General features: G+C 57.6%; 24 protein-coding genes and 1 tRNA gene. 14 read left to right on the top strand and 11 right to left on the bottom strand.

Translation table 11 applies throughout. From position 1 onward, the window contains the following. The first annotated feature begins 50 nt into the window (after nt 1-50). The 3 genes from mazG to AC2FLG_RS09770 all read left to right on the top strand — a co-directional run bounded on the left by mazG (nt 51) and on the right by AC2FLG_RS09770 (nt 2,359). Nucleotides 51-908 carry a nucleoside triphosphate pyrophosphohydrolase gene (gene mazG / locus AC2FLG_RS09780; protein ID WP_142635104.1) on the top strand — a complete coding sequence of 286 codons (858 nt, stop codon included), beginning with the start codon at nt 51-53 and terminating at the stop codon, nt 906-908. A 63-nt stretch (nt 909-971) separates the two neighbouring features. Next, nucleotides 972-1,913: a nucleoside hydrolase gene (locus AC2FLG_RS09775; RefSeq protein WP_496706007.1), complete on the top strand. Its 942-nt coding sequence runs from the start codon at nt 972-974 to the stop codon at nt 1,911-1,913. Continuing rightward, nucleotides 1,910-2,359, top strand: a complete 450-nt coding sequence (locus AC2FLG_RS09770; RefSeq protein WP_142633385.1) for a GNAT family N-acetyltransferase — start codon at nt 1,910-1,912, stop codon at nt 2,357-2,359. The genes AC2FLG_RS09775 and AC2FLG_RS09770 overlap by 4 nt, the downstream gene beginning before the upstream one ends. Nucleotides 2,360-2,410: 51 nt before the next feature. Here AC2FLG_RS09770 and AC2FLG_RS09765 read toward each other — a convergent pair whose 3' ends face one another. The 6 genes from AC2FLG_RS09765 to AC2FLG_RS09740 all read right to left on the bottom strand — a co-directional run bounded on the left by AC2FLG_RS09765 (nt 2,411) and on the right by AC2FLG_RS09740 (nt 8,009). Then, a complete protein-coding gene (locus AC2FLG_RS09765; protein WP_185956604.1) occupies nt 2,411-2,578 on the bottom strand; it encodes a hypothetical protein in 168 nt (55 codons plus the stop codon). A 273-nt stretch (nt 2,579-2,851) separates the two neighbouring features. Then, a complete protein-coding gene (gene eno / locus AC2FLG_RS09760; RefSeq protein ID WP_496701208.1) occupies nt 2,852-4,129 on the bottom strand; it encodes a phosphopyruvate hydratase in 1,278 nt (425 codons plus the stop codon). A 124-nt stretch (nt 4,130-4,253) separates the two neighbouring features. Continuing rightward, on the bottom strand, nt 4,254-5,135 hold the full coding sequence (locus AC2FLG_RS09755; protein WP_496706005.1) for a DMT family transporter: 882 nt from the start codon (nt 5,133-5,135) through the stop codon (nt 4,254-4,256). A 136-nt stretch (nt 5,136-5,271) separates the two neighbouring features. Beyond that, nucleotides 5,272-5,685 carry a Fur family transcriptional regulator gene (locus tag AC2FLG_RS09750; RefSeq protein WP_142633379.1) on the bottom strand — a complete coding sequence of 138 codons (414 nt, stop codon included), beginning with the start codon at nt 5,683-5,685 and terminating at the stop codon, nt 5,272-5,274. A 73-nt stretch (nt 5,686-5,758) separates the two neighbouring features. Further along, on the bottom strand, nt 5,759-6,463 hold the full coding sequence (locus tag AC2FLG_RS09745; RefSeq protein ID WP_142635102.1) for an endonuclease/exonuclease/phosphatase family protein: 705 nt from the start codon (nt 6,461-6,463) through the stop codon (nt 5,759-5,761). A gap of 127 nt (nt 6,464-6,590) precedes the next feature. Beyond that, the gene (locus tag AC2FLG_RS09740; protein WP_496706089.1) at nt 6,591-8,009 is read right to left on the bottom strand and encodes a protein adenylyltransferase SelO; all 1,419 of its coding nucleotides are present in this window, start codon (nt 8,007-8,009) and stop codon (nt 6,591-6,593) included. Between the two features lie 85 nt (nt 8,010-8,094). Here AC2FLG_RS09740 and AC2FLG_RS09735 point away from each other — a divergent pair, with 85 nt between their 5' ends. Together AC2FLG_RS09735 and AC2FLG_RS09730 are read left to right on the top strand one after the other, a co-directional pair. Continuing rightward, complete coding sequence (locus AC2FLG_RS09735; protein WP_496693434.1) at nt 8,095-8,514, top strand: cupin domain-containing protein; 420 nt, start codon at nt 8,095-8,097, stop codon at nt 8,512-8,514. 3 nt (nt 8,515-8,517) lie between these two features. Then, the gene (locus AC2FLG_RS09730; RefSeq protein WP_496691114.1) at nt 8,518-9,408 is read left to right on the top strand and encodes a fatty acid desaturase; all 891 of its coding nucleotides are present in this window, start codon (nt 8,518-8,520) and stop codon (nt 9,406-9,408) included. Here the strand turns inward: AC2FLG_RS09730 and AC2FLG_RS09725 are convergent. Then, entirely contained in the window at nt 9,374-10,450 is a 1,077-nt protein-coding gene (locus AC2FLG_RS09725) for an anhydro-N-acetylmuramic acid kinase (RefSeq protein WP_496706003.1), read from the bottom strand. The genes AC2FLG_RS09730 and AC2FLG_RS09725 overlap by 35 nt on opposite strands. A 231-nt stretch (nt 10,451-10,681) precedes the next feature. Between AC2FLG_RS09725 and tyrS the strand changes: the two genes are divergently transcribed. Then, nucleotides 10,682-11,929: a tyrosine--tRNA ligase gene (gene tyrS, locus AC2FLG_RS09720; protein ID WP_281971972.1), complete on the top strand. Its 1,248-nt coding sequence runs from the start codon at nt 10,682-10,684 to the stop codon at nt 11,927-11,929. Between the two features lie 81 nt (nt 11,930-12,010). Here the strand turns inward: tyrS and AC2FLG_RS09715 are convergent, their stop codons facing one another. After that, nucleotides 12,011-12,775: a hypothetical protein gene (locus tag AC2FLG_RS09715; protein WP_496706001.1), complete on the bottom strand. Its 765-nt coding sequence runs from the start codon at nt 12,773-12,775 to the stop codon at nt 12,011-12,013. 197 nt (nt 12,776-12,972) lie between these two features. Between AC2FLG_RS09715 and AC2FLG_RS09710 the strand changes: the two genes are divergently transcribed. Further along, nucleotides 12,973-13,728 (top strand): 3-hydroxyacyl-CoA dehydrogenase, encoded by a 756-nt coding sequence (locus AC2FLG_RS09710; protein ID WP_496706000.1) that lies wholly within the window; start codon nt 12,973-12,975, stop codon nt 13,726-13,728. An 81-nt stretch (nt 13,729-13,809) separates the two neighbouring features. Here AC2FLG_RS09710 and AC2FLG_RS09705 read toward each other — a convergent pair whose 3' ends face one another. The 3 genes from AC2FLG_RS09705 to AC2FLG_RS09695 form a co-directional block, all read right to left on the bottom strand. Beyond that, nucleotides 13,810-15,618 carry an ABC-F family ATP-binding cassette domain-containing protein gene (locus AC2FLG_RS09705; RefSeq protein ID WP_496705999.1) on the bottom strand — a complete coding sequence of 603 codons (1,809 nt, stop codon included), beginning with the start codon at nt 15,616-15,618 and terminating at the stop codon, nt 13,810-13,812. A gap of 41 nt (nt 15,619-15,659) precedes the next feature. Then, nucleotides 15,660-16,394: a GNAT family N-acetyltransferase gene (locus AC2FLG_RS09700; protein ID WP_496705997.1), complete on the bottom strand. Its 735-nt coding sequence runs from the start codon at nt 16,392-16,394 to the stop codon at nt 15,660-15,662. Nucleotides 16,395-16,492: 98 nt separating this feature from the next. Continuing rightward, nucleotides 16,493-16,969 (bottom strand): outer membrane protein assembly factor BamE, encoded by a 477-nt coding sequence (locus tag AC2FLG_RS09695; RefSeq protein WP_271947471.1) that lies wholly within the window; start codon nt 16,967-16,969, stop codon nt 16,493-16,495. Between the two features lie 85 nt (nt 16,970-17,054). Here AC2FLG_RS09695 and AC2FLG_RS09690 point away from each other — a divergent pair, with 85 nt between their 5' ends. From AC2FLG_RS09690 to AC2FLG_RS09660, 7 genes are all read left to right on the top strand, one after another. Continuing rightward, nucleotides 17,055-17,591, top strand: a complete 537-nt coding sequence (locus AC2FLG_RS09690) for a YceD family protein (protein ID WP_496705995.1) — start codon at nt 17,055-17,057, stop codon at nt 17,589-17,591. A 206-nt stretch (nt 17,592-17,797) separates the two neighbouring features. Further along, nucleotides 17,798-18,004 (top strand): 50S ribosomal protein L32, encoded by a 207-nt coding sequence (gene rpmF, locus AC2FLG_RS09685; protein ID WP_037316137.1) that lies wholly within the window; start codon nt 17,798-17,800, stop codon nt 18,002-18,004. Nucleotides 18,005-18,026: 22 nt separating this feature from the next. Next, nucleotides 18,027-19,115, top strand: coding sequence for a phosphate acyltransferase PlsX (gene plsX, locus AC2FLG_RS09680; protein WP_142633356.1), 1,089 nt, complete (start codon nt 18,027-18,029; stop codon nt 19,113-19,115). Between the two features lie 21 nt (nt 19,116-19,136). Beyond that, entirely contained in the window at nt 19,137-20,108 is a 972-nt protein-coding gene (locus tag AC2FLG_RS09675) for a beta-ketoacyl-ACP synthase III (RefSeq protein WP_496705993.1), read from the top strand. A 96-nt stretch (nt 20,109-20,204) separates the two neighbouring features. Continuing rightward, complete coding sequence (gene ihfA, locus AC2FLG_RS09670) at nt 20,205-20,507, top strand: integration host factor subunit alpha (RefSeq protein WP_037316145.1); 303 nt, start codon at nt 20,205-20,207, stop codon at nt 20,505-20,507. A gap of 18 nt (nt 20,508-20,525) precedes the next feature. Next, nucleotides 20,526-21,125, top strand: coding sequence for a MerR family transcriptional regulator (locus AC2FLG_RS09665; RefSeq protein ID WP_496705992.1), 600 nt, complete (start codon nt 20,526-20,528; stop codon nt 21,123-21,125). 61 nt (nt 21,126-21,186) lie between these two features. Continuing rightward, a tRNA-Pro gene (locus tag AC2FLG_RS09660) sits at nt 21,187-21,263 on the top strand. Nucleotides 21,264-21,311: the final 48 nt, after the last annotated feature.

The raw sequence follows: 21,311 nt of genomic DNA, 5'->3' as shown, positions 1-21,311 counted from the left end.
ATCGTGACTGCGGAATGGATGCATCTGACACCGGAACGAAAGGGTTCGCAATGGCCGAAAATCCTCTGATCCATGACAGCGATGCTGGCATCGAACGCTTGTTAGAGATCATGCGCCGACTGCGCGACCCTCAAACCGGCTGCCCATGGGATATCGAGCAGGATTTCGGCACGGTCGCTCCTTACACAATCGAAGAGGCTTATGAGGTCGCTGATGCCATCGAACGTGAGGCTTATGATGAGCTGAAGGGCGAACTTGGGGATCTGCTGTTCCAGTCTGTCTTTCATGCACAAATGGCCGAAGAAGCCGGGCATTTCACCTTTCAGGACGTGGTGCGCACCATGTCGGACAAGATGGTCGCCCGGCACCCGCATGTCTTTGGCGACGAATCCCGCGACAAATCGGCAGAGCAGCAAACACTGGACTGGGAAGCCATCAAAGCAGCCGAGCGTGCTGGTAAAGAACAACAAGGCGCGTTGGACGGTGTCGCCGCCAACCTGCCCGCCCTGCTGCGTGCTCTCAAATTGCAGAAACGTGCCGCCCGTGTTGGATTCGACTGGCCCGATGCCAGCCATGTGCTGGCCAAGATAACCGAAGAGGCTGCCGAGCTGGAAGAGGCACGCGACCGCATGGATGCGGATGCGTTAGAGGATGAGTTCGGCGATCTGCTATTCGTTATGGTCAATCTGGGCCGCCATCTTGGGGTCGAGCCCGAAACCGCCCTGCGTCGGACCAACGCCAAGTTCACCCGCCGGTTCGAGCAGGTCGAGTCGCGCCTGGCTGCACGGGGAAAAACCCCAACAGAAAGCACGCTGGAAGAGATGGACGCGCTTTGGGACGAGGTAAAGATCGAGGAACATCGGGCCAATGGCAAACTCCCGCCGGCAAAGGCCGAGGCCGGAACGTAAAACCGCTAGACAAGCTCTCGGACACTTGCGAGTGTCCCACCTTCACGACCTCCGGAGACGATCATGCCCGCTCGCAAAATCATTATAGACACCGATCCGGGACAGGACGATGCCGTCGCCATTCTGCTGGCGCTTGCCAGCCCCGACGAAATTGAGGTTTTGGGCATTACCGCAGTCGCTGGCAACGTACCCTTAGAGCTAACCGCCAAAAACGCGCGTATTGTCTGCGAATTAGCTGGCCATACCCAGACCCCCGTCTATGCCGGATGCGACCGCCCATTAGAGCGCCCCCTGATCACAGCAGAGCATGTGCATGGCAAAACTGGCTTGGATGGGCCGGTTCTGCCGGATCCGCAGATGCCGCTGTCCGAAGGACATGCCGTCGATTTCATCATCGACACGTTGCGCGCGCATGAACCGGGCTCCGTTACGCTCTGTCCCCTTGGGCCATTGACCAACATCGCCACAGCGTTCCGCAAAGCGCCTGACATCGTGGACCGGGTTCAAGAGATCGTTTTGATGGGAGGGGCATATTTCGAAGTTGGAAACATCACCCCAACCGCCGAATTTAACATTTACGTCGATCCAGAAGCCGCTGATATTGTGTTCAAATCTGGACGCCCCATTGTGGTGATGTCGCTTGATGTCACGCATAAAGCTCTGGTGACCAAGACGCGCAACGATGCCTTCCGTGCAATAGGAAACAAGGCCGGTGTCGCGGTGGCCGAGATGACCGATTTCTTTGAAAGGTTCGACAAGAACAAATACGGCTCGGAAGGTGCTCCGTTACACGACCCTTGCGTGACAGCCTATCTTATCAAACCCGAACTGTTTACCGGGCGGCTGGTGAATGTCGAGGTAGAGACCCAATCAAAGCTGACCTTGGGCATGACAGTTGCCGATTGGTGGGGTGTTACCGACAGAAAACCCAACGCCCTGTTTATCGGAGAAATTGACGCTGGCGGGTTTTTTGAACTGCTCACGGATCGGCTGGCCCGACTATGAGCGCCGCACTTCGCCTTGCCCGCCCCGAGGATCTGGAACGTCTGGTTGGTCTGGTCGCCGCCTTTCACGCCGAAGAAGGCATTACCCAGGATGCCGATCAGACGCGCAATGCGCTTGCGCCTCTTCTCGAGGGAATACCTTTTGGGTGCATCTACCTGATTGGCCCCGGTCGCGCACCCTTGGGCTATGTCATCCTGACCTTTGGGTGGTCGGTTGAATTCGGCGGCATGGATGGATTCGTGGATGAGATCTATATTCGTCCTGCCGTGCGAGGGCGCGGAATTGCGTCTGAAGTCTTGCTGGATTTGCCCAAGGCGTTGGCGAGCGCGGGGCTCACAGCCTTGCATCTTGAAGTCGATCGTACAAACGAGACGGCACAGAAACTGTATCTACGCACAGGTTTCAAGCCTCGTGACCGCTATATGCTGATGAGCAAAACCCTTTGATCCATTTCTGTGTGGCTGAACAACAAGGCCACCCGCGAAAGATTGAAGGCCCTACCGGGCCTCACCGCGACGGATGTAAACCGGTGCTTCAAGGTTTGCCACCGGATCGTCAGGGGACACTGCCGTACCGGTGATCGGATATGTTCCAGGCTCTGAGCAAGCAACCAGAAATACAGTGCTGAGTGCAGACGCTACCAGAAGAAGTTTCGAACCATTCATAGTGTTCCCCTTATCTGTTATTTCAATATGATACGAATGCGCACTACAGAACAAAAAGGAAAAAGTTCACACATAAGGATCGCCAGCGCAGAACCCGTATATAAGTCATTAATATATCTAGATAATACTATTCATAACCTCCCAAGTTTCTTCTGACCCAATCATGCTAAAGTGCCGATTTGAGATTTAGACATGGGCAAAACCTGCAATCCAACACAATAAAGCCCGGCCCATTTCCACAGGCCAGGCAATCAAAATTCAGGCTTACAGGTTTCAGCGCTTGAGGATTGAGGCCCCTGCGTATTCGGCAATCTCACCCAGAGATTCTTCGATACGGATCAGTTGATTATACTTGGCTAACCGATCTGACCGCGCCAGTGATCCGGTTTTGATCTGACCGCAATTCGTGGCCACTGCCAGATCGGCAATCGTGGCATCTTCGGTCTCGCCCGAGCGGTGCGACATCACATTGGTATAGCGTGCGCGATGGGCCATATCGACGGCGCGCAGCGTCTCGGTCAGCGATCCGATCTGGTTCACCTTGACCAGCATCGAGTTGGCACAGCCGCGTTCAATCCCTTCCGCCAGTCGCGTGGGGTTGGTGACGAACAGATCGTCGCCCACCAGTTGCACCTTGTCGCCGATGGCGTCCGTCAGGGCTTTCCAGCCGTCCCAGTCATCCTCAGACATACCGTCTTCGATTGAGATGATCGGATAGTCTTTGACCAGAGCGGCCAGATAGTCGGCATTTTCTTCCGAGGTCAGGCTCTTGCCCTCACCGGACAGGACGTATTTGCCGTCTTTGTAATACTCGGTCGCGGCGCAATCCAAAGCCAGATGGATTTCCTCACCCGGCTTGTAGCCCGCCTTTTCGATGGATTTCAGAATGAAATCCAGTGCCTCGCGCGTGCTGGCGATGTTGGGGGCAAAGCCGCCCTCGTCGCCGACACCTGTGGCAAGACCTGCCGACGACAGCTCTTTCTTCAGAGTGTGGAACACCTCGGACCCCATGCGCACCGCGTCGCGGATATTCGCGGCCGAGGTCGGCATGATCATAAATTCCTGAATGTCGATCGGGTTGTCGGCATGTTCGCCACCGTTGATGATGTTCATCATCGGCACGGGCAGGATACGGGCCGAGGTGCCGCCGACATAGCGGAACAGCGGCTGCGTGGTGAAATCCGCTGCCGCCTTGGCCGTTGCCAGCGAAACGCCCAAGATGGCGTTTGCGCCGAGACGGCCTTTGTTTTCGGTGCCGTCCAGTTCGATCATAGTCTGGTCGATCGCCACCTGCTCGGTCGCGTCGAACCCAACCAGTTCTTCGGCGATCTCACCATTTACGGCGGCAACCGCTTCGAGCACGCCCTTGCCCATATAGCGCGATTTGTCGCCATCACGCTTTTCGACCGCCTCATAGGCACCGGTCGAGGCGCCCGATGGGACAGCTGCCCGGCCCATGGTGCCGTCTTCCAGGATCACGTCCACTTCGACCGTTGGGTTGCCCCGGCTGTCCAGAATTTCGCGTGCATGGATGTCGATGATGGTGCTCATGAGGCCCGTCCCTGTGGCTGCAATCAGTTGCCAGCCTCATATCAGTACAGGGCAAAAAGTAAACCACTCATGTTATCGCTAACACAGGTCTGAGAGCGTGTTTGCGCAAACCTGCGACGATCCGTCAGGCCGCGACAGCCAGTGACCGCGCCAAGCGCCGTTCGCGCAGGAAGGTATAAAGCCCCGACCCCAGGATCAGCGAGGCACCGGCAACCGTCATCATATCCGGGCGCTCGCCGAACATCAGCATTCCGGCTGCGATGGAGAACACCAGCCGGGTGTATCGGAACGGGGTCAGGGCCGAGGCATCGCCAATCCGCATTGCACTGACAATCCCGTAATACCCCAGAACACCAAATCCAATCGCGCCCAGGAACGGCCCGAATTGCGCCTGGTTCAGTGCAACGACCGGCTGGCCGGCCATCGAGATCAGCACTAGACCGGCAAGCGTCACCGCTCCGTAAGCCTGCATCGCCACCACGGCTGAGGCCACGCGTGCGTCCAGTCTGCGTGTGATCAGATCGCGGGCGGCAATGGCCACAACGCTGGCCACCACGAACAGGGTTTCCGGCTGGAACCCGTCCAGCCCCGGTCGGATGATCAAGAGAACACCGATGAAACCGACGCCGATTGCGCTCCATCGCCGCCATCCAACCTGCTCGCCCAGGAACAACGCCGCCCCCATTGTAACGACCAAAGGCATTGCCTGAAACACCGCGGCAACCGTTGACAAATCGACCAGAGACAGCGCGGTCACAAAAGCCACGGCCCCAAACCCCTCGCAGAGCGCACGTATCAGGGGCAAAGTCTGCCACGCGGCAGCATCAAAGATGCGTTTGCGGGTGAACACCGCCATACCAACAAAGACCAGACCACAGGAAAGGCCCAAAAGAACCATGATCTGTCCTGTTGGCACTGTGACCGACAGGTGTTTGATGAACATATCTTCAAGTGCAAATGCCGCCATTGCGCCGACGACCAGCAAAATGCCGTTCACGTTGTTCATAGTTTTGTCCGTAGAATATTGCGGCGCGTTCAACCGACCCTATCCAAGCAAAAGCCGATGCCGGGCGGTCAGGCAAGCAATATCCGCCTGGGAATCATGAATTCCCGTGCGCAGGCCGTTCGTTTTTTGTGATGGATCAGTCGTGGTCCAGCGGAACGCCATACAGTTCCAGCCGGTGCCCTTTCAGCTTGTAGCCAAGCTTAGCTGCAATCTTTTCCTGTAGCGCTTCGATCTCAGGGTCTACAAATTCGATGACTTCACCTGACTGCATGTCGATCAAGTGATCATGATGGTCCCGTTCGGCATCCTCGTACCGCGCGCGACCATCACCGAATTCTAGACGCTCTAGAATCCCGGCCTCTTCGAACAGTTTGACGGTCCGATAGACGGTGGCGATGGAAATACCAGAATCAACCTGCGAGGCGCGCGAATAGAGCTCTTCGACATCGGGATGATCATCGCTTTGTTGCAGCACCTGTGCAATCGTGCGGCGCTGTCCTGTCATACGCAGGCCTTTGGCTTCGCAACGGGCGATGATCGTGTCGGACATAGGAACCCTCGGCATATATTCGGTTCTCTGTATTAAACCGTATGCGTGATCGGCGCTACAGGGGATTTACCGGCTAAGCTACAAGCCGTAGATCGGCCCAGATTGGCAAGTGATCCGAGGCGATATGCGCTGGTCGCACCGAATGCACGCCATGCAAAACAGCCTCAAGCCCCGCGCCGAGCGCGATCCGATCCAGCGCGCCCAGCGGCTGTGCCGCTGGAAAGCTGGGGAATGGTGGAAGAAAGTGCATATCCGGGGCCAGGTGATCCAGAACCGGCTGTCGGGACCATTCATTGAAATCCCCAGCCCAGACAGTTGGCAAATCCTCAAGATTCGCATCGCACCGTCTGAGGTGGGTGATTTGCTGACGGCGTGAGGCGGGTAAGAGCCCCAGATGCATGCCCATCACCCGAAGCGGACCGATTGGTGTGTCAAACTCGACCCTGACAGCTCCACGCGGTTCCAGCCCCGGTAATTCGTGATGCCCGGTCTGCCGGACACGGATCGCATCACCCCGCCAGATCACTGCATTCCCATGCCACCCCAAGCTGCCAGCCCCACCCAAATCAACGATCTGCCATCCCGCTTCGTCCAGCATGAAATGCGGCAGGGCCGCAGGGCGCGGAGGCAATCGTTTGTCGGCCTCTTGCAAGACGACAATATCGGCCTGCAGGCTTTCGATGACCTGAAGAATCCTCTGGGGCTGTCGGCGTAGATCCAGTCCGACACATTTCTGAATATTATAGCTGGCGATGCGCAGGATTGCGGTCTGAGACATGGGTTCCTGAAAGTTCGTTTGAGATCGCAGGATTGCGCTGCTCATCGTTGATTGCAAGCCGGCTTCACCAAAGCAAGCGCATGGCGAAACACCGACGTAGCTGACTGCGAAAACAGGTGTGAGGAACTCATGTACCGCAGAAGGTCGCCTGAACAACCTCATCCTGTGCCGGTGGCCGTGTCAGATCCAAAGCGCCGGGTTGATCCTCATAGGGCCGGGACAGCACATTGTTCAGCCGGTGGAATGGGTCAAAATCCCCCTGTACCGCCGCCTGGATCATCTGTTCAACCCGGTGGTTGCGCGGGATAAAGGCCGGATTGGCCTTGTTAATCACCTCAGCAGGTTTTTTTTCACGAGACAGCCGCGACCGCCAACCGTCTGCCCATTGATCAAAGGCCTGCGGATCGGTGAATTGATCCCGCGCCTGATCGCCGCCCAGCGCCCGGAAGGTATTGGTGAAATCCGCCTGGTTCTGAGCCATGCGTTTCAGCAAGTCCGAGATCATCTCAAAATCGCCGTCTCCATGCATCTCAAGACCGATCTTTGCCCGGAACCTTGCAAGCCAATTTTGCTGCATAAGATCCGGCATCCCGTGGACGATTTCGGTGGCCTCAGCGACGGCGGCCTCTTTATCGTCGAACTGCTGGATTAACGCAGTCGCCAGTTGCGCTGCATTCCAGACAGCGATTTCGGGCTGGTTGGAATAGGCATAGCGACCCATGCGGTCGATCGAGCTGTAGACGGTATTGGGATGATAGTTATCCATGAAGGCGCAAGGGCCGTAATCAATGGTTTCGCCTGAGATTGAGCAGTTGTCAGTGTTCATCACCCCATGGATGAATCCCACACTCATCCATGCGGCAATCAACTGCGATTGTGCGTCGACAACAGCGCGCAAAAGACCCATCGGGCCGTCGGCCTGCGGGTAATGGCGCTGGATGGCATAATCTGTCAGTCGACGCAGACTGTCCAACTGTCCACGCGCGGCGAAGATCTGAAAGCTACCTACGCGCAGGTGGCTTTGTGCGACACGGGTCAGGATCGCACCAGGCATTGGACCTTCTCGAAAAATGGCCTCGCCAGTCTCAACGGCGGCCAGCGCCCGTGTGGTCGGGATGCCCAGTGCGTGCATCGCCTCGGACACCACATACTCGCGCAGCACCGGGCCCAGCCATGCACGTCCGTCACCCTGTCGGGAAAACGGCGTCGGGCCTGATCCCTTCAACTGGATATCCCGTCGAACGCCATCCGTCCCAACTGTCTCGCCCAGCAAAACCGCGCGCCCGTCCCCAAGCTGGGGGTTATAATTTCCGAACTGATGCCCTGAATAGAGCTGTGCAATCGGTTCTGCCCCCTCTGGCAGGGCGTTGCCGGAAAAGGCCTCGGCCATTTCATGCACCTCGCCGGGCGTGATTCTCAGAATCTGCGCAAGATCGGAGTTGAAAGCAATCAAGCGAGGCGCACGAACCGGCACCGGCGCTTGCCGCGCATAAAAGCTGTTTGGCAAACGGGCGTAACTGTTGTCGAAGGGGATCATCAGAGTCATGTTCCAAACATATTCCTGATCGGGACGAATACCATAGCGGATCGTCCAATCCCGTGCATAATCGCCCTGAAACGACCGAGGCCCCATGACCGCACAAGAGATCATTCAACATCTGAATCTGCAACGCCACCCCGAAGGCGGCTGGTTCCGTGAAACCTGGCGCGCTGATAACCACGGCCGCGCCACCGGGACCTGTATCTATTTTCTGCTGGCCCAGGGCGAGGCCAGCCATTGGCACCGCGTCGATGCGACCGAGATCTGGCTGTATCACGCGGGGGCGCCCTTGGTGCTGTCGCTCAGCGCAACCGAAACTGGCCCGGCGACCGACCACATGCTGACCCCGGACCTGTCGCAAGGCGCACCACAACTGATCGTGCCCAAGGATCACTGGCAGGCCGCGCGCAGCACGGGGGCCTACACGCTGGTCTCTTGCACCGTGTCCCCGGGGTTTGAGTTTGACGGGTTCGAGCTCGCCGCTCCAGGGTTCGACATCCCCCGAGGCTGACCGATGGATCACCGCGCCCTCATCGCATCACTCCCAGCCGAGGCCAAAGACCGGCTGCAGATGCGGTCTGACGCGGCGGGTCTGAGGCACTTGGTACTGTATCTATTGGTGTTATTCACAACCAGCACAGGCATCGCCGTGCAAATCCCGCTCTGGCCGCTGCTGATCCTGGCGCAAGGCGTGTTGCTGGTGTTTCTGTTCACCCTCAGCCATGAATGCACCCACAAAACGCCGTTTAGGACCGGCTGGATGAATGACGCGGTTGGGCATCTTGTCTCAATCCCAATCGCCCTGCCCTTTACCTGGTTTCGATACTATCACCTTGCACATCACAAATGGACCAACCACCCGGACAAAGATCCAGAGCTGGGTGGCAAACCGCGACCCGACAGCTGGCCCAGCCTGATGATCTATCTGAGTGGTTGGCCTTACTGGTCTGGGATGACGAGCGTTCTGATCAGTAACGCAATGGGCCGGATCGAGGCGCCCTATTTGCCGCATCGCCAACATAAGGCCATGCGGATTGAGGCCCGTGTCCTGCTGGCCATTTACGCGCTTGCAGGGGCAAGCCTGCTGGTGTCTCCTTTGGTGGTCAGCTTATGGCTGTTGCCGGTCTTGGTGGCACAGCCCGTTCTTCGGCTGTACCTGCTTGCGGAACACGGCCTCTGCCCGCCGGTGGCGAATATGCTTGAAAACTCGCGCACTACGTTCACCAACCGATTGGTCCGATTTCTGGCCTGGAACATGCCCTATCACGCAGAACACCACGCCTTTCCAAACGTGCCGTTTCACCAGCTGCCAACGCTGCATGACTGGACCAAAGCACATCTGAAATCGACTTCTGAGGGGTATTCAGAATTTACGTCAGACTACGTTCGCTCGATGGAACGCTGACCATCCCGCCCCCGACCAGCGCCTTGACCCCTGTGGTGCCGGGGCAAGAGGTCGGCAGCCCGCGCGCGACACGGACAGCAAGATAGGCAAAGGCCTGTGCTTCCAGCATATCTCCATCCAGACCAACCGCTTCGACCGGCTCTACCGGACAATCCAGCGAAACGCGCAGCATCTCCATCAGGACCGGGTTATGCCGTCCCCCTCCTGTCACCAACACACGCGACGGCGGTTCCGGGCAATGCTCGATCCCTTGCGCAACTCCGGCGGCGCACATGCCGGTAAGCGTGGCAACTGCATCAGCATCTGATAATTCCTGAACTAGGCGGATCATCTCGGCAAAGTCGTTTCGGTCCAGCGATTTCGGCGGCATCCTGTTAAAGAAAGGCTCTGCCAGAAACAGTTCAAGTGCTCCGGCCTCGACCCTGCCGCCGCGCGCAATCGCGCCGTCGCGATCCATGGGCAGACCCAGACGTTCCTGCATCAGATCATCAACCGGTGCGTTGGCCGGACCGGTGTCAAAAGCCAACAGCGCACCTGGTATCTCAGGGCCATCAAACCTGGGATCTGCATAGGTCAGGTTCCCGACCCCGCCCAGGTTCAGAAAACAAAGCGGTTGGTTGGCCTCAATCCACTTGGCACAGGCAAAGTGGTAAAAGGGCGCAAGCGGAGCGCCCTCGCCCCCCATCGCCACATCATCGCTGCGGAAATCCCAAACGACGGGGACACCCAAGGCCTGCGTCAGGCCATCGCCGTCACCCACCTGCAACGTACCGCGCCCGCTTGGTTCATGTGCTAGGGTCTGACCGTGAAACCCTATCAGGTCAATCTTGTCGAAGTCGGCCAGTATTTCGGCATGGGCAAGCGTGACCAATTCCGCCGCGGCATCCACCTCGGGGCCGTGCCACTGCCCCAGTGCTGCGCGAAGCGTTTTCCGCTCTGCATCTGAATAGGCGCGGTATCCGGTGGGCCCAAAGCCAAGAATTCTGTAACCGTCCGTTTTGATCACCGCCGCGTCCACGCCATCCAGCGAGGTCCCCGACATTGCACCCAATGCAGTCAATACGCCTGATTTGCTAATTGCCCGACCCACGCCAGCCCTCTTTCGCCTGTTCGCGCCCGTTATGTCGTCGCGTTGCCCACAACCTGCACGTTAACGCAAACCCAAGGCAAGCCAGATCACAAAAGCCGCGTGTTTTTCTTGGATAAGGTGCCTTTTCCTTGTCATCCCCACCGCCTATACACTGCCCCGCAACATTAACCCAAAGGGCACGATATGACCTACCACCCCAAATCGGATTTCATCGCCACGATGATCGAGCGCGGCTTTCTGGCTGACTGCACCGATTATCAGGGCCTTGACGAGGCGCTGATCAGCGGGTGTCAGTCGGCGTATATCGGGTTTGATGCAACGGCAAAGTCCCTGCATGTGGGCAGCCTGATCCAGATCATGATGCTTCGCTGGTTCCAGAAAACAGGTCATAAGCCGATCACCCTGATGGGCGGCGGCACCACGAAGGTGGGCGATCCGTCCTTCCGGTCAGATGAGCGTCCCCTGCTGGGCCCGGACCAGATCAACGCCAATATCGCAGGCATCAGAAAGGTGTTTGCCGCCTATATCGACTATGATAGCGGCGCAGAAAACGCAGCACTGATGCTGAACAACGAAGAGTGGCTGGACGACCTAAATTACCTCGACTTCCTGCGCGACATCGGCCGGCATTTCTCGGTCAACCGGATGTTGGCCTTTGAATCGGTGAAATCCCGGCTGGACCGCGAGCAATCGCTGTCCTTCCTCGAATTCAATTACATGATCCTGCAGGCCTATGACTTCCTTGAACTGAACCGTCGCTATGGCTGTGTCCTACAGCTTGGCGGTAGCGATCAGTGGGGCAATATCGTCAACGGTATCGACCTGACCCGTCGCGTGTTGGATAACGAGATTTATGGCCTGACCTCACCCTTGCTGACCACCAGCGATGGCAAGAAGATGGGCAAATCGCAAGACGGTGCAGTCTGGCTGAATGCCGAGATGCGCTCGCCCTATGAGTTCTGGCAGTTCTGGCGCAACACCACCGACGCGGATGTTGGGCGGTTCCTTAAGCTGTACACCGAACTGCCTGTGGATGAGTGTGACCGCCTTGGCGCATTGCAGGGGTCCGAGATCAACGAGGCCAAGATCCGCCTGGCAAACGAGGTCACCTCCTTGCTGCACGGGACAGAGGCAGCGGCAAATGCCGAGGCCACCGCTCGCGAAGTGTTCGAAAAAGGTGGCGTCGGGGACGATCTGCCGACCCTAACGGTCGGCGAAGCAGACTTACCGATATCCATCGTGCAACTGATCGTACAGTCTGGCCTGGCGAAATCTGGCAAAGAGGCCAAGCGCCTGATTGCAGAAAACGGCGCCAAACTGGACGACGCTTCATTAACAGACGCGGGTCTGATGATCGACGCAGGCGCCTTATCCTCGCCCATCAAACTAAGCGCCGGCAAGAAACGGCACGCGCTGGTTCAGTTGGGATAACTAAGACCTCTGAAAGAAAAACGGCCACCTAATTGGGTGGCCGTTTCTGTTTCGGTACGGACATATCTGCCAAGTGTGGGCTTATCCCTTGCCCCCTTTGCCGCCGCCATGTCCATGACCGCCGCCACCATTACCGTGGCCGCCGCCATTCCCGTGGCCGCCGCCGCCGTTACCGTGGCCTCCGCCGTGGCCGTTGTTACCTCCACCGTTTCCGGTGCCGGGGCCAGAGCCGCCGTTATTGCCCCCGCCATTGCCGGGGTTTCCAGCGTTTCCATTGCCGTTGCCAGGGCCGTTACCGCCCTTACCGGGGCCGTTCCCGCCTTTACCTGGACCATTGCCCCCTTTGCCGGGGCCATTGCCATTTCCAGGTTTGCCGGGGCCATCGCCACCACCATTGCCGGGATCATCACCTGGGTTATCGCCACCCGGATCATCGCCGCCGCCGTTGCCGGGACCGTTACCGCCCGACCCGCCGGACCCTGTTCCACCGCCGCCAACCGGCGTGACCGGACTGCTTGGGTCCGAACTGCGGTCTTCGCCCGCATTTGCCGCGCTTACGATCGATGCTGTCGGAAAGTCGGTCAACAAGGCGGCCAACCCCGGGCATTGCGCGGATGTGTTTTGCAATGTGGTTTCGAAATCCGCACGTTTCTGCAAGCGCTCCAGAAAGCTGGGGGTTACCTGCGTGCACTCACACATGGTCGCATAATCGCCGCTGTTTGCTGCATCCCGCGCCGTTTTCCAGTTGCAGACCTCTGGTGCAGCGGCCGCACTTCCAGCCGCCATAATCCCCAGAAACGGAGCGGCTACCAAAACGGAAAGCCCTGATTTGGTTCCAATTCGCATAGTTTGTCCTCCTCAAATGCGCCACCCAGACGCTCGATTGCGTTCAGTGTCGATTTGAGATTCCAATATTAAGAACGCCTGAAGCTGACCTGAGAAAGCCTTGAGGAAGGGCCGCCTGCCCGACGCCCCCCTATGGACACTGTCCCTTGGCTGATATTAAATGAACGTATGTTCATATCTTTTGGAAGGAGATCCAGATGCACCTGTCGACCACCGCAGCCATTGTCACCGGAGGCGCCTCGGGGCTGGGTGAGGCAACGGCCCGCTTTTTTGCAGAAAACAATGCACAGGTAACCATTCTGGACCGGGATGCAGACCGAGGCAGCCAGGTCGCAACAGAAATTGGCGGGCATTTCGCCCAGACGGATGTAACCGATGAAACATCCGTGGCCGCGGCCATCGCCCATGCCCGCAAGAAGATGGGAGCAATCAACGCGGCAGTGAATTGCGCCGGGATCGCGGTTGGCATGAAAACCGTAGGCAGGGATGGCCCGCACCCGCTTGACGCATTTCAGCGCACGATCGACATCAACCTTGTGGGTACATTCAACGTTTCACGCCTTGCAGCCGCGGAAATGGCAAAGAACGACCCGGAACCGGATGGCGCGCGCGGTGTCATCATCAATACAGCCTCAATCGCGGCCTTTGATGGGCAAAAGGGTCAGGCTGCCTATGCGGCTTCGAAAGGTGGTGTGGTAGGTATGACCCTGCCCATGGCACGGGATCTGGCCTCGTCCGGAATCCGCGTGATGACCATCGCACCCGGAATCTTTATGACTCCGATGCTGGCCGGTCTGCCCGAAGAGGTGCAGCAACAACTGGCCTCTGACGTTCCCAACCCTGTGCGCCTTGGCGCCCCCCGCGAATACGGAAGACTGGCCGGGTTCATCGTCGAAATGGGTTATCTGAACGGCGAGGTCATCCGTATCGACGGCGCGCTGCGAATGCGCTGAGCGTGGCTGATCACCTACCGAAGAATACGGCTCACTCAAATGAACTGTGGTCGGATAGCCGGCCACAGCGCGAAAGCTGATCTAGGCGCCCTCGGCCTTTTCCTCGAGGATCAGCCACTCTTCCTCGGCTGCGGCCAGCTTTTCCTGCCGCTCGACCAAAGCCTCGGTCGCTTTCTGAAATTTAACAGGTTCACGGCTGAAAAGCTCAGGATCGGACATCAGCTCTTCAAGCTTTCCGATTTCCGCCTCAAGCCGCTCAATCTCGGCAGGCAATTTCTCAAGACGGTGTTTCTCTGAAAATGATAGCCCCAGTTTCGGCTGCGCCTCTTGCTTTACCTTTGACTTGGAAGCTTTTGTTTTTACTTCTTTCTTATCAGACACCTCGCCGCGCTGAGCGAGATAATCCGACCAGCCCCCGGCATAGACGGTTGCACGGCCGTTACCCTCCATCGCGATGGTCGTTGCGGCCACACGGTCCAAGAAATCGCGGTCGTGGCTGACCAGCAAAACGGTACCGTCATAATCGTCCAGCAGTTCCTGCAACAGATCCAGTGTTTCCACATCCAGATCGTTGGTTGGTTCGTCCAATACCAGCAGGTTCGACTGTTTGGCCATCAGCTTTGCCAGCAGCAAACGGGCCTTTTCCCCACCGGACAGTGATTTAACGGCTGCTCTGGCCTGCCCCTCGTCAAAAAGAAACTCCTTGAGGTAGCCGACCACATGCTTGGGTTGTCCACCCACCATCACCTGATCAGCCTTGCCGGAAACACGCATCTCGGGGTCGCCAGTCAGGCTGTCCCAAAGGCTCATTTCGGGGTCGAGCTGCGCGCGGGCCTGGTCGAATACTGCAATCTCAAGATTGGTGCCCTGCGTGACCGAACCCTCATCCGGGTTCTCTTGTCCCAACAGCATTTTCAGCAATGTTGTCTTGCCGACGCCGTTTGGGCCAACAAAGGCCACGCGGTCGCCCCGCTGTACCAACAGGTCAAAGTTGCGCACGATCTGATGATCACCAAAAGACTTGGATAGGCCTTTGGCTTCAAACACTTTTCGCCCTGATTTTGGTCCAGCCTCAAGGGTCATCGCGGCCGAACCCTGACGTTTTATCTGTGCGGCTTTTTCAGATCGAAGGTCCTGCAAGGCGCGGACCCGACCCTGGTTGCGCTTGCGACGGGCGCTGATGCCCTCGACGGCCCATCGCGCCTCGGACTTGATCAGACGGTTCAGCTTATGACGTTGCTGGTCCTCTTCCTCCCAGATCTTGTCGCGCCAAGCCTCGAATGCCGTAAACCCCTGCTCCTGCCGTCGGACCGCCCCACGATCGATCCACAGCGTCGCGCGGGTCAAGGCGCGCAGAAAGGCACGGTCGTGTGAGATCAGCACATAGGCCGTCCGTGTCGATCCTAGCTCACGCTCGAGCCAGGCGATGGCTTCGATATCAAGATGGTTGGTCGGCTCGTCCAGCAGCATCAAATCCGGGGCTTCGGCCATCAGCTTTGCCAGCGCGGCACGGCGGCGTTCACCACCCGAAGCCGTATCAACAGCTCGTGCCGGGTCGAATTTCAGCCCTTCGCCTGCGCGTTCGACTTTGTAAAGCTCACCCGGCTCTAACCCGCTGGAGGCATAGTCGCCGAGCGTAGCAAACCCTTCCATTCCGGGGTCTTGCTCCATGTAACCGACTGACTTACCCGGGGGAATTACAATCTCGCCCTTGTCCGCTTCCACCAAACCGGCCATCACCTTCATCAAGGTTGACTTGCCGGATCCGTTCCGCCCAACCAGAGCGACGCGGTCGCCTGGTTGAACCACCAGATCAAGGTCTGAAAAAACCGGATCGCCCCCGAAAGTCAGGGAAATGCCGGACATCTGCAATAAAGGAATTCTTGCCATGCCCGCCAGCTACCCCCGCAGCGCCGAGCCGTCAACGGCGATTACCCGGCAACGGCCCGCAGCAAACGTTTACGTGCGGGCGGAATCGCGCAGATTTCGAGGCCGGTAAAGACATGCAAAGTGTTCATGTGACGGTCAACGACTGCGTGGTCACTGACCCAGCCACCCATCATCAGGTAAGTACGCAGCAAAGGGGGCATGCGCATCATGGCTTTTTTGGCATCCGGCCGCCGACGCAATCTCGTGGCGAACCGGAAAACATCTGGGGCCTTGACCCGAGGCAACCAGCGTTTCGGGGCCAGATGGCGATGTTTCAACATCGCAAAAGCATCAAGATATTCCGCCGTTTCTGTACCCGCAAACGATGAGCAGCCAAACAGCATCTCAACATTATTCTGATCGACAAATGCAGTCATCGACCCCCAGGCAACACGCAGAATGTCTGGGTCGTTTCGACCAGGATGCACGCAAAAGCGCCCCATCTCGACCATACGCCCCTTAAACCCTTCAAGTGCCGAGAGGTCATAGAACTGGGCGGAATAGCTTTGGCCAATCTCGGCCCCGCGCTCCATCATCAACATGCGAAAGCAGCACACGAGTTTACCGTTGGCACGCATATCCTCGACCAGAATATGTGTACAACGGCTGTCGAACTCATCCTGATCCACCTGATCAGTCCCGAAAGCCAGTGTTCGAAGACACTGCGCCGCCGCAACATCCTGCGGTGTTTGCGCCTGACGCGCACGGTACCGGCCCTTGCCGAGCAATAGTGCCATGGTCGCATCCTCCTGGGTTGCTGACCTGTTTCGTCTTGCAGGGTCAATAACACAGGATTTGTGACTGCCCTGTGAAGTTGACAAGACGTGACTATGAATTAGTTGGTCGCGCCAGGAATGTTTGCCGGGTTGAAGTTGCCGATATTGCCAAGCAGCTGCCGCAGGAACCCACGGTTCTGAACTGAGGATTCGGTAATACGACGATCCAACGTCACGACGGTTCCATCCTCAAGGCCAAAGCGTTCAATATTGCGCACAACACCCCGGTCATCGAAGCTGATCGCCACAAGCTCGCGCGAGACGATTTTCGGTCGTTTCGGACCATAATGACGAACGCGTGATGTCACATAATAAAAGCCGGAATCGCGAACAACGCCTGAAGTACTGGGCGCGCCAACGGATTCGAGTACGCTTTCACGTGTATCGACACCCACCTGAATTTCGGCCAGGTCCTCGGCTGTGGGGACATATCCGTGTTTCTTGAAGACCGGAGCACACGCACCAGCAGCGGTCAGACAGGCCGCAAATACGAGCGTTCTGGACGCTGGTTTCAACCTGCTCATAACTTTCAACATTCACACCCTCTTGCCTTGGGACCGTGCGGCCCCTATCCGATTACATCAAACCGCCACCCCGGTTCAACACACGAAAGGGCCACGTATGAGCAACCAGACATCTTTACGGGTCGCCGACCTGCCTCAGAACGCACCGACGCCCTTTGAAATTCGCCCTGACGCGCAGGAGTTGGATCTCTTAAAGAACGAGTTGAGCCTGCTTGGGCTGCGTAAGCTGAGTTTTGTCGGCGAGGTGCGTGCGCATGGAAAGCGTGATTGGGCGCTTTCAGGAAAACTGGGGGCAACCGTGATTCAACCCTGTGTCGTGACGCTGACACCGGTTACCACGCGGATCGACATTCCGGTGACCCGGATGTTTCTGTCAGATTGGACAAACCCTGACGAGGAAGAGTTCGAAATCCCGGAGGGTGACGAATCTGAACCGCTAGGGACCGAAATCGCTCTGACCGAGGTCATGTCCGAAGCGCTGGCGCTTGCCCTGCCCCAGTATCCCCGGAAAGAAGGTGCCGAATTGGAACAGGCGGGCTATACCGAACCCGGCAAACAGGCAATAACGGATGAAGATGTCAAACCCTTTGCGGGCTTGGCCGGGCTGCGCGATGCACTGAAAAAAGACGAGTGACACGGGCCTGAAATCCTGTCATAGCAGGCGCTCAGAAAAATCGCTTGAACATGCTGAGAATCGCAGTATTTTCGCGCGCTCATCGGAATTTGGGTTGGACATCGCGGGGCCCGTCCCCTAAACGCGCGTCAAACCACGAGAAAAACGAAGAATGAAACCTGGCCCGCAGCGAATCTGCCGGCCCTTAGTAGACAAAGGTTGAGACCATGGCTGTCCAACAGAACAAAGTTTCCAAGTCGCGTCGCAACAACCGCCGCGCGCACGACGCTCTGGTTGCTGCAAACCCGAACGAATGCGCCAACTGTGGTGAGCTGAAGCGCCCGCACCACGTCTGCGCGTCCTGCGGCCACTATGATGACCGCGAAGTCGTCGCTCAGGCCGACGAAATCGACCTGGACGAAGACGCGGCCTAAGCCCTAAAAGCGCAGGCCAAGCATGACAGAACAGCCCACGCACGCCGGACGGATTACCATCTCGGTTGACGCAATGGGCGGAGATTCGGGGCCCGCTGCTGTTGTGGCGGGGATCGCCAAATCGGCGGATAAGAACCCCGATATCGCGTTCATCTTGCACGGGCCTGAGGCCATGTTGCGCAAACTTGTCGCAAAACGGCGTGTCCTGAACGGGCGCGTCGTTTTTCGTGATTGTCCCGATGTGGTCACGATGGAGGACAAGCCCAGCCAGGTCGTCCGACACGGCAAGCAAACTTCGATGTGGTCCACACTGGAGTCGGTACGTCAGGGTGAAGCCCACGGCGCGGTCTCCTGTGGCAATACCGGCGCATTGATGGCCCTGTCGATGATGCGTCTACGTAAGCTGCCGGGGGTAAACCGCCCGGCAATCGCTATTTTGTGGCCCTCGCGCAATCCGCAGGGTTTCAATGTAATGCTGGACGTAGGCGCCGATGTGCGCGCGGACGCCAAGGACCTGCTGCAATATGCTTTGATGGGTGCCTCTTATGCCCGAAACGGCATGGCGTTGGAACGTCCCCGGATCGGCCTTTTGAATGTGGGCACCGAGGAACATAAAGGGCGCGCCGAGCTAAAAGAAGCGCATGGCATGATCTCGGATTTTGCGGATCAGGCCAGCTTTGACTTTGTGGGTTTTGTCGAAGGCAGCGACATCCCGGGAGACAAAGCCGATGTCATTATAACAGACGGGTTTACAGGCAACGTCGCCATCAAGACCGGAGAAGGCACAGCCAGCCTGATCGGAGATCTTCTGCGCGAGGCGTTCAAATATTCTCCGCTCTCACGACTAGCCTCGATCCTTGCAATCACGTCTTTGCAGCGTTTGAAGAAACGAATTGATCCTCGGCGCGTGAATGGTGGGGTTTTCCTTGGCCTGAACGGAACCGTCGTCAAATCACATGGTGGTGCAGACTCGACCGGCGTGTCAGCCGCTGTAAAGCTGGCCTTTACCCTGGCCGAGTCCGGCTTCGCCGAAAAATTGGCAGCACGGGTTGCATCGACAGCCGAGCTTGCACAAGATGCCGCAGACACGCCGTCGAAGGCCGGTGAATAACAAAAAAGGCAGTACCCCAGCATGGCAGGCCGTTCAATTATAGTTGGTGTCGGGCACTATTTGCCAGAGCGCATCGTCCCGAATTCCGAGTTCGAAGAAACGCTCGATACGTCTGATGAGTGGATACGGACCCGTTCCGGGATCGAACGCCGGCATTTTGCAGCGGAAGACGAAACCACTTCGATTATGGCCACAAAGGCTGCCAGTGCCGCACTGGCCGATGCGGGTCTGGAGGCAAATGATATTGATGCGATTATTCTTGCAACATCGACCGCTGACCTGACGTTTCCCTCTGCCGCAACAATGGTTCAATCACAGCTTGGCATGACCAAAGGCTTCGCCTTTGACGTACAGGCGGTTTGCGCCGGATTTGTCTATGCCATGACCAATGCCAATGCGCTGATCGTGTCAGGCCAGGCCAAACGCGTGCTGGTCATCGGCGCCGAGACGTTCTCTCGTATCATGGACTGGACCGACCGGTCGACCTGCGTGCTTTTCGGCGACGGCGCCGGGGCAATAATCCTTGAACAGCATGAGGGCGCAGGAACCTCGGACGATCGGGGCATTCTGGCAACCGACCTGAACTCGGACGGGCGCTATAAGGACCTGCTCTATGTGGATGGAGGCGTCTCGACCCAGTCCACAGGCTATCTGCGGATGAAAGGGAACCAGCTGTTTCGGCAGGCAGTTGAACGACTGACCTCTACCGCAGAAACCTGCCTAGAGAAGGCTGGGCTAAGTCATAAAGATGTGGATTGGATCGTACCGCATCAGGCAAACATTAGAATCATCCAGGGCACAGCCAAGAAATTGGGCGTTCCTATGGAACACGTTGTCGTTACCCTGCAGGACCACGGAAATACCTCGGCCGCATCGATTCCCCTGGCAATGTCTGTTGCTAAACAGCGTGGGCAGTTCAAACAGGGTGATCTGCTGGTCACAGAGGCAATCGGAGGTGGATTGGCCTGGGGCTCAGTCCTCTTGCGGTGGTAACAAGCGCAATTCAGCTTACACACTCGCCCGCAATTCATTGATATTGACAGCGAATTTGCCCTGACCCTATGCTCTGATAGCAACAGGGGAATTGGCATGAGCGACAAAACACTGACCCGAATGGATCTGAGCGAGGCCGTATTTCGTGAAGTTGGCCTTTCACGCAATGAAAGCGCGCAACTGGTCGAGAGCGTTCTGAACCATATGTCCGACGCCTTGGTGCGCGGCGAACAGGTGAAGATCTCGTCTTTTGGAACGTTCAGTGTTCGGGACAAGACAGCTCGTATCGGCCGCAATCCCAAGACAGGCGAAGAGGTTCCAATTCAGCCTCGCCGTGTTCTCACCTTCCGCCCGTCGCATCTGATGAAAGATCGCGTCGCCGCAGGGAACCGCAAATAAGATCAGGACGGCACGAATATGAGCAAGTCCCCAGACGCCTTTCGCACCATCAGTGAAGTTGCGGACTGGTTGGGTGTGCAGCCGCATGTTCTGCGATTCTGGGAAAGCCGCTTCAATCAGGTGAAACCGGTAAAACGGGCGGGCGGGCGCAGATATTATCGCCCCAACGACATGCGCCTGCTGGGCGGCATCAAGAAGCTTTTGCATGAGGATGGGATCACCATCAAAGGCGTACAGCGCATCTTGCGTGAACAGGGCGTGGCGCATGTTTCTTCAGTGTCCCAGGGCCTGGATGAAATGGCGAATCTTGAACCCGCACCCGATGCAAATGTCGTTGTGCCATTCACGGCCAAGCCAGCCCCCCCGCAAGAGCAGATACATCTGGATCTTGGCGACGCGCAAAAACCCGAACCGCAACCTGCTCCCAATTCGCCAAATGCGGAACCTCGGACGCAAGCCCAGTCGTCTTATCCCGACGCCTCGCCATTGTTGGGCGGAATCGCGACATTGGCCTGGACCCGAGACGCATTCGATGACCAGTTGCTCAGCCAGATAGCGCCCATCGCGCAAGAGCTGCGCAGCGTGTTGAACCGAATAGAAAACCGATCGGCGGGATAAGAAAAAAGGCGATGATTTCCTCTTGCCCCCGCCGGGAAAGTCTTTATGAACACCTCAACGTCGGGCTATGGCGCAGCCTGGTAGCGCGTCCGTCTGGGGGACGGAAGGTCGCAGGTTCGAGTCCTGCTAGCCCGACCAAATCACACCGACGTTTATGGCACACAGGCCAGATCCCGCTCTGGCATC

The sequence above is a fragment of the Ruegeria sp. CDSA193 genome, from assembly GCF_059611885.1.
Note: the sequence above shows the minus strand (reverse complement) of the source record. Positions and strands in the feature narration are given on the sequence as shown.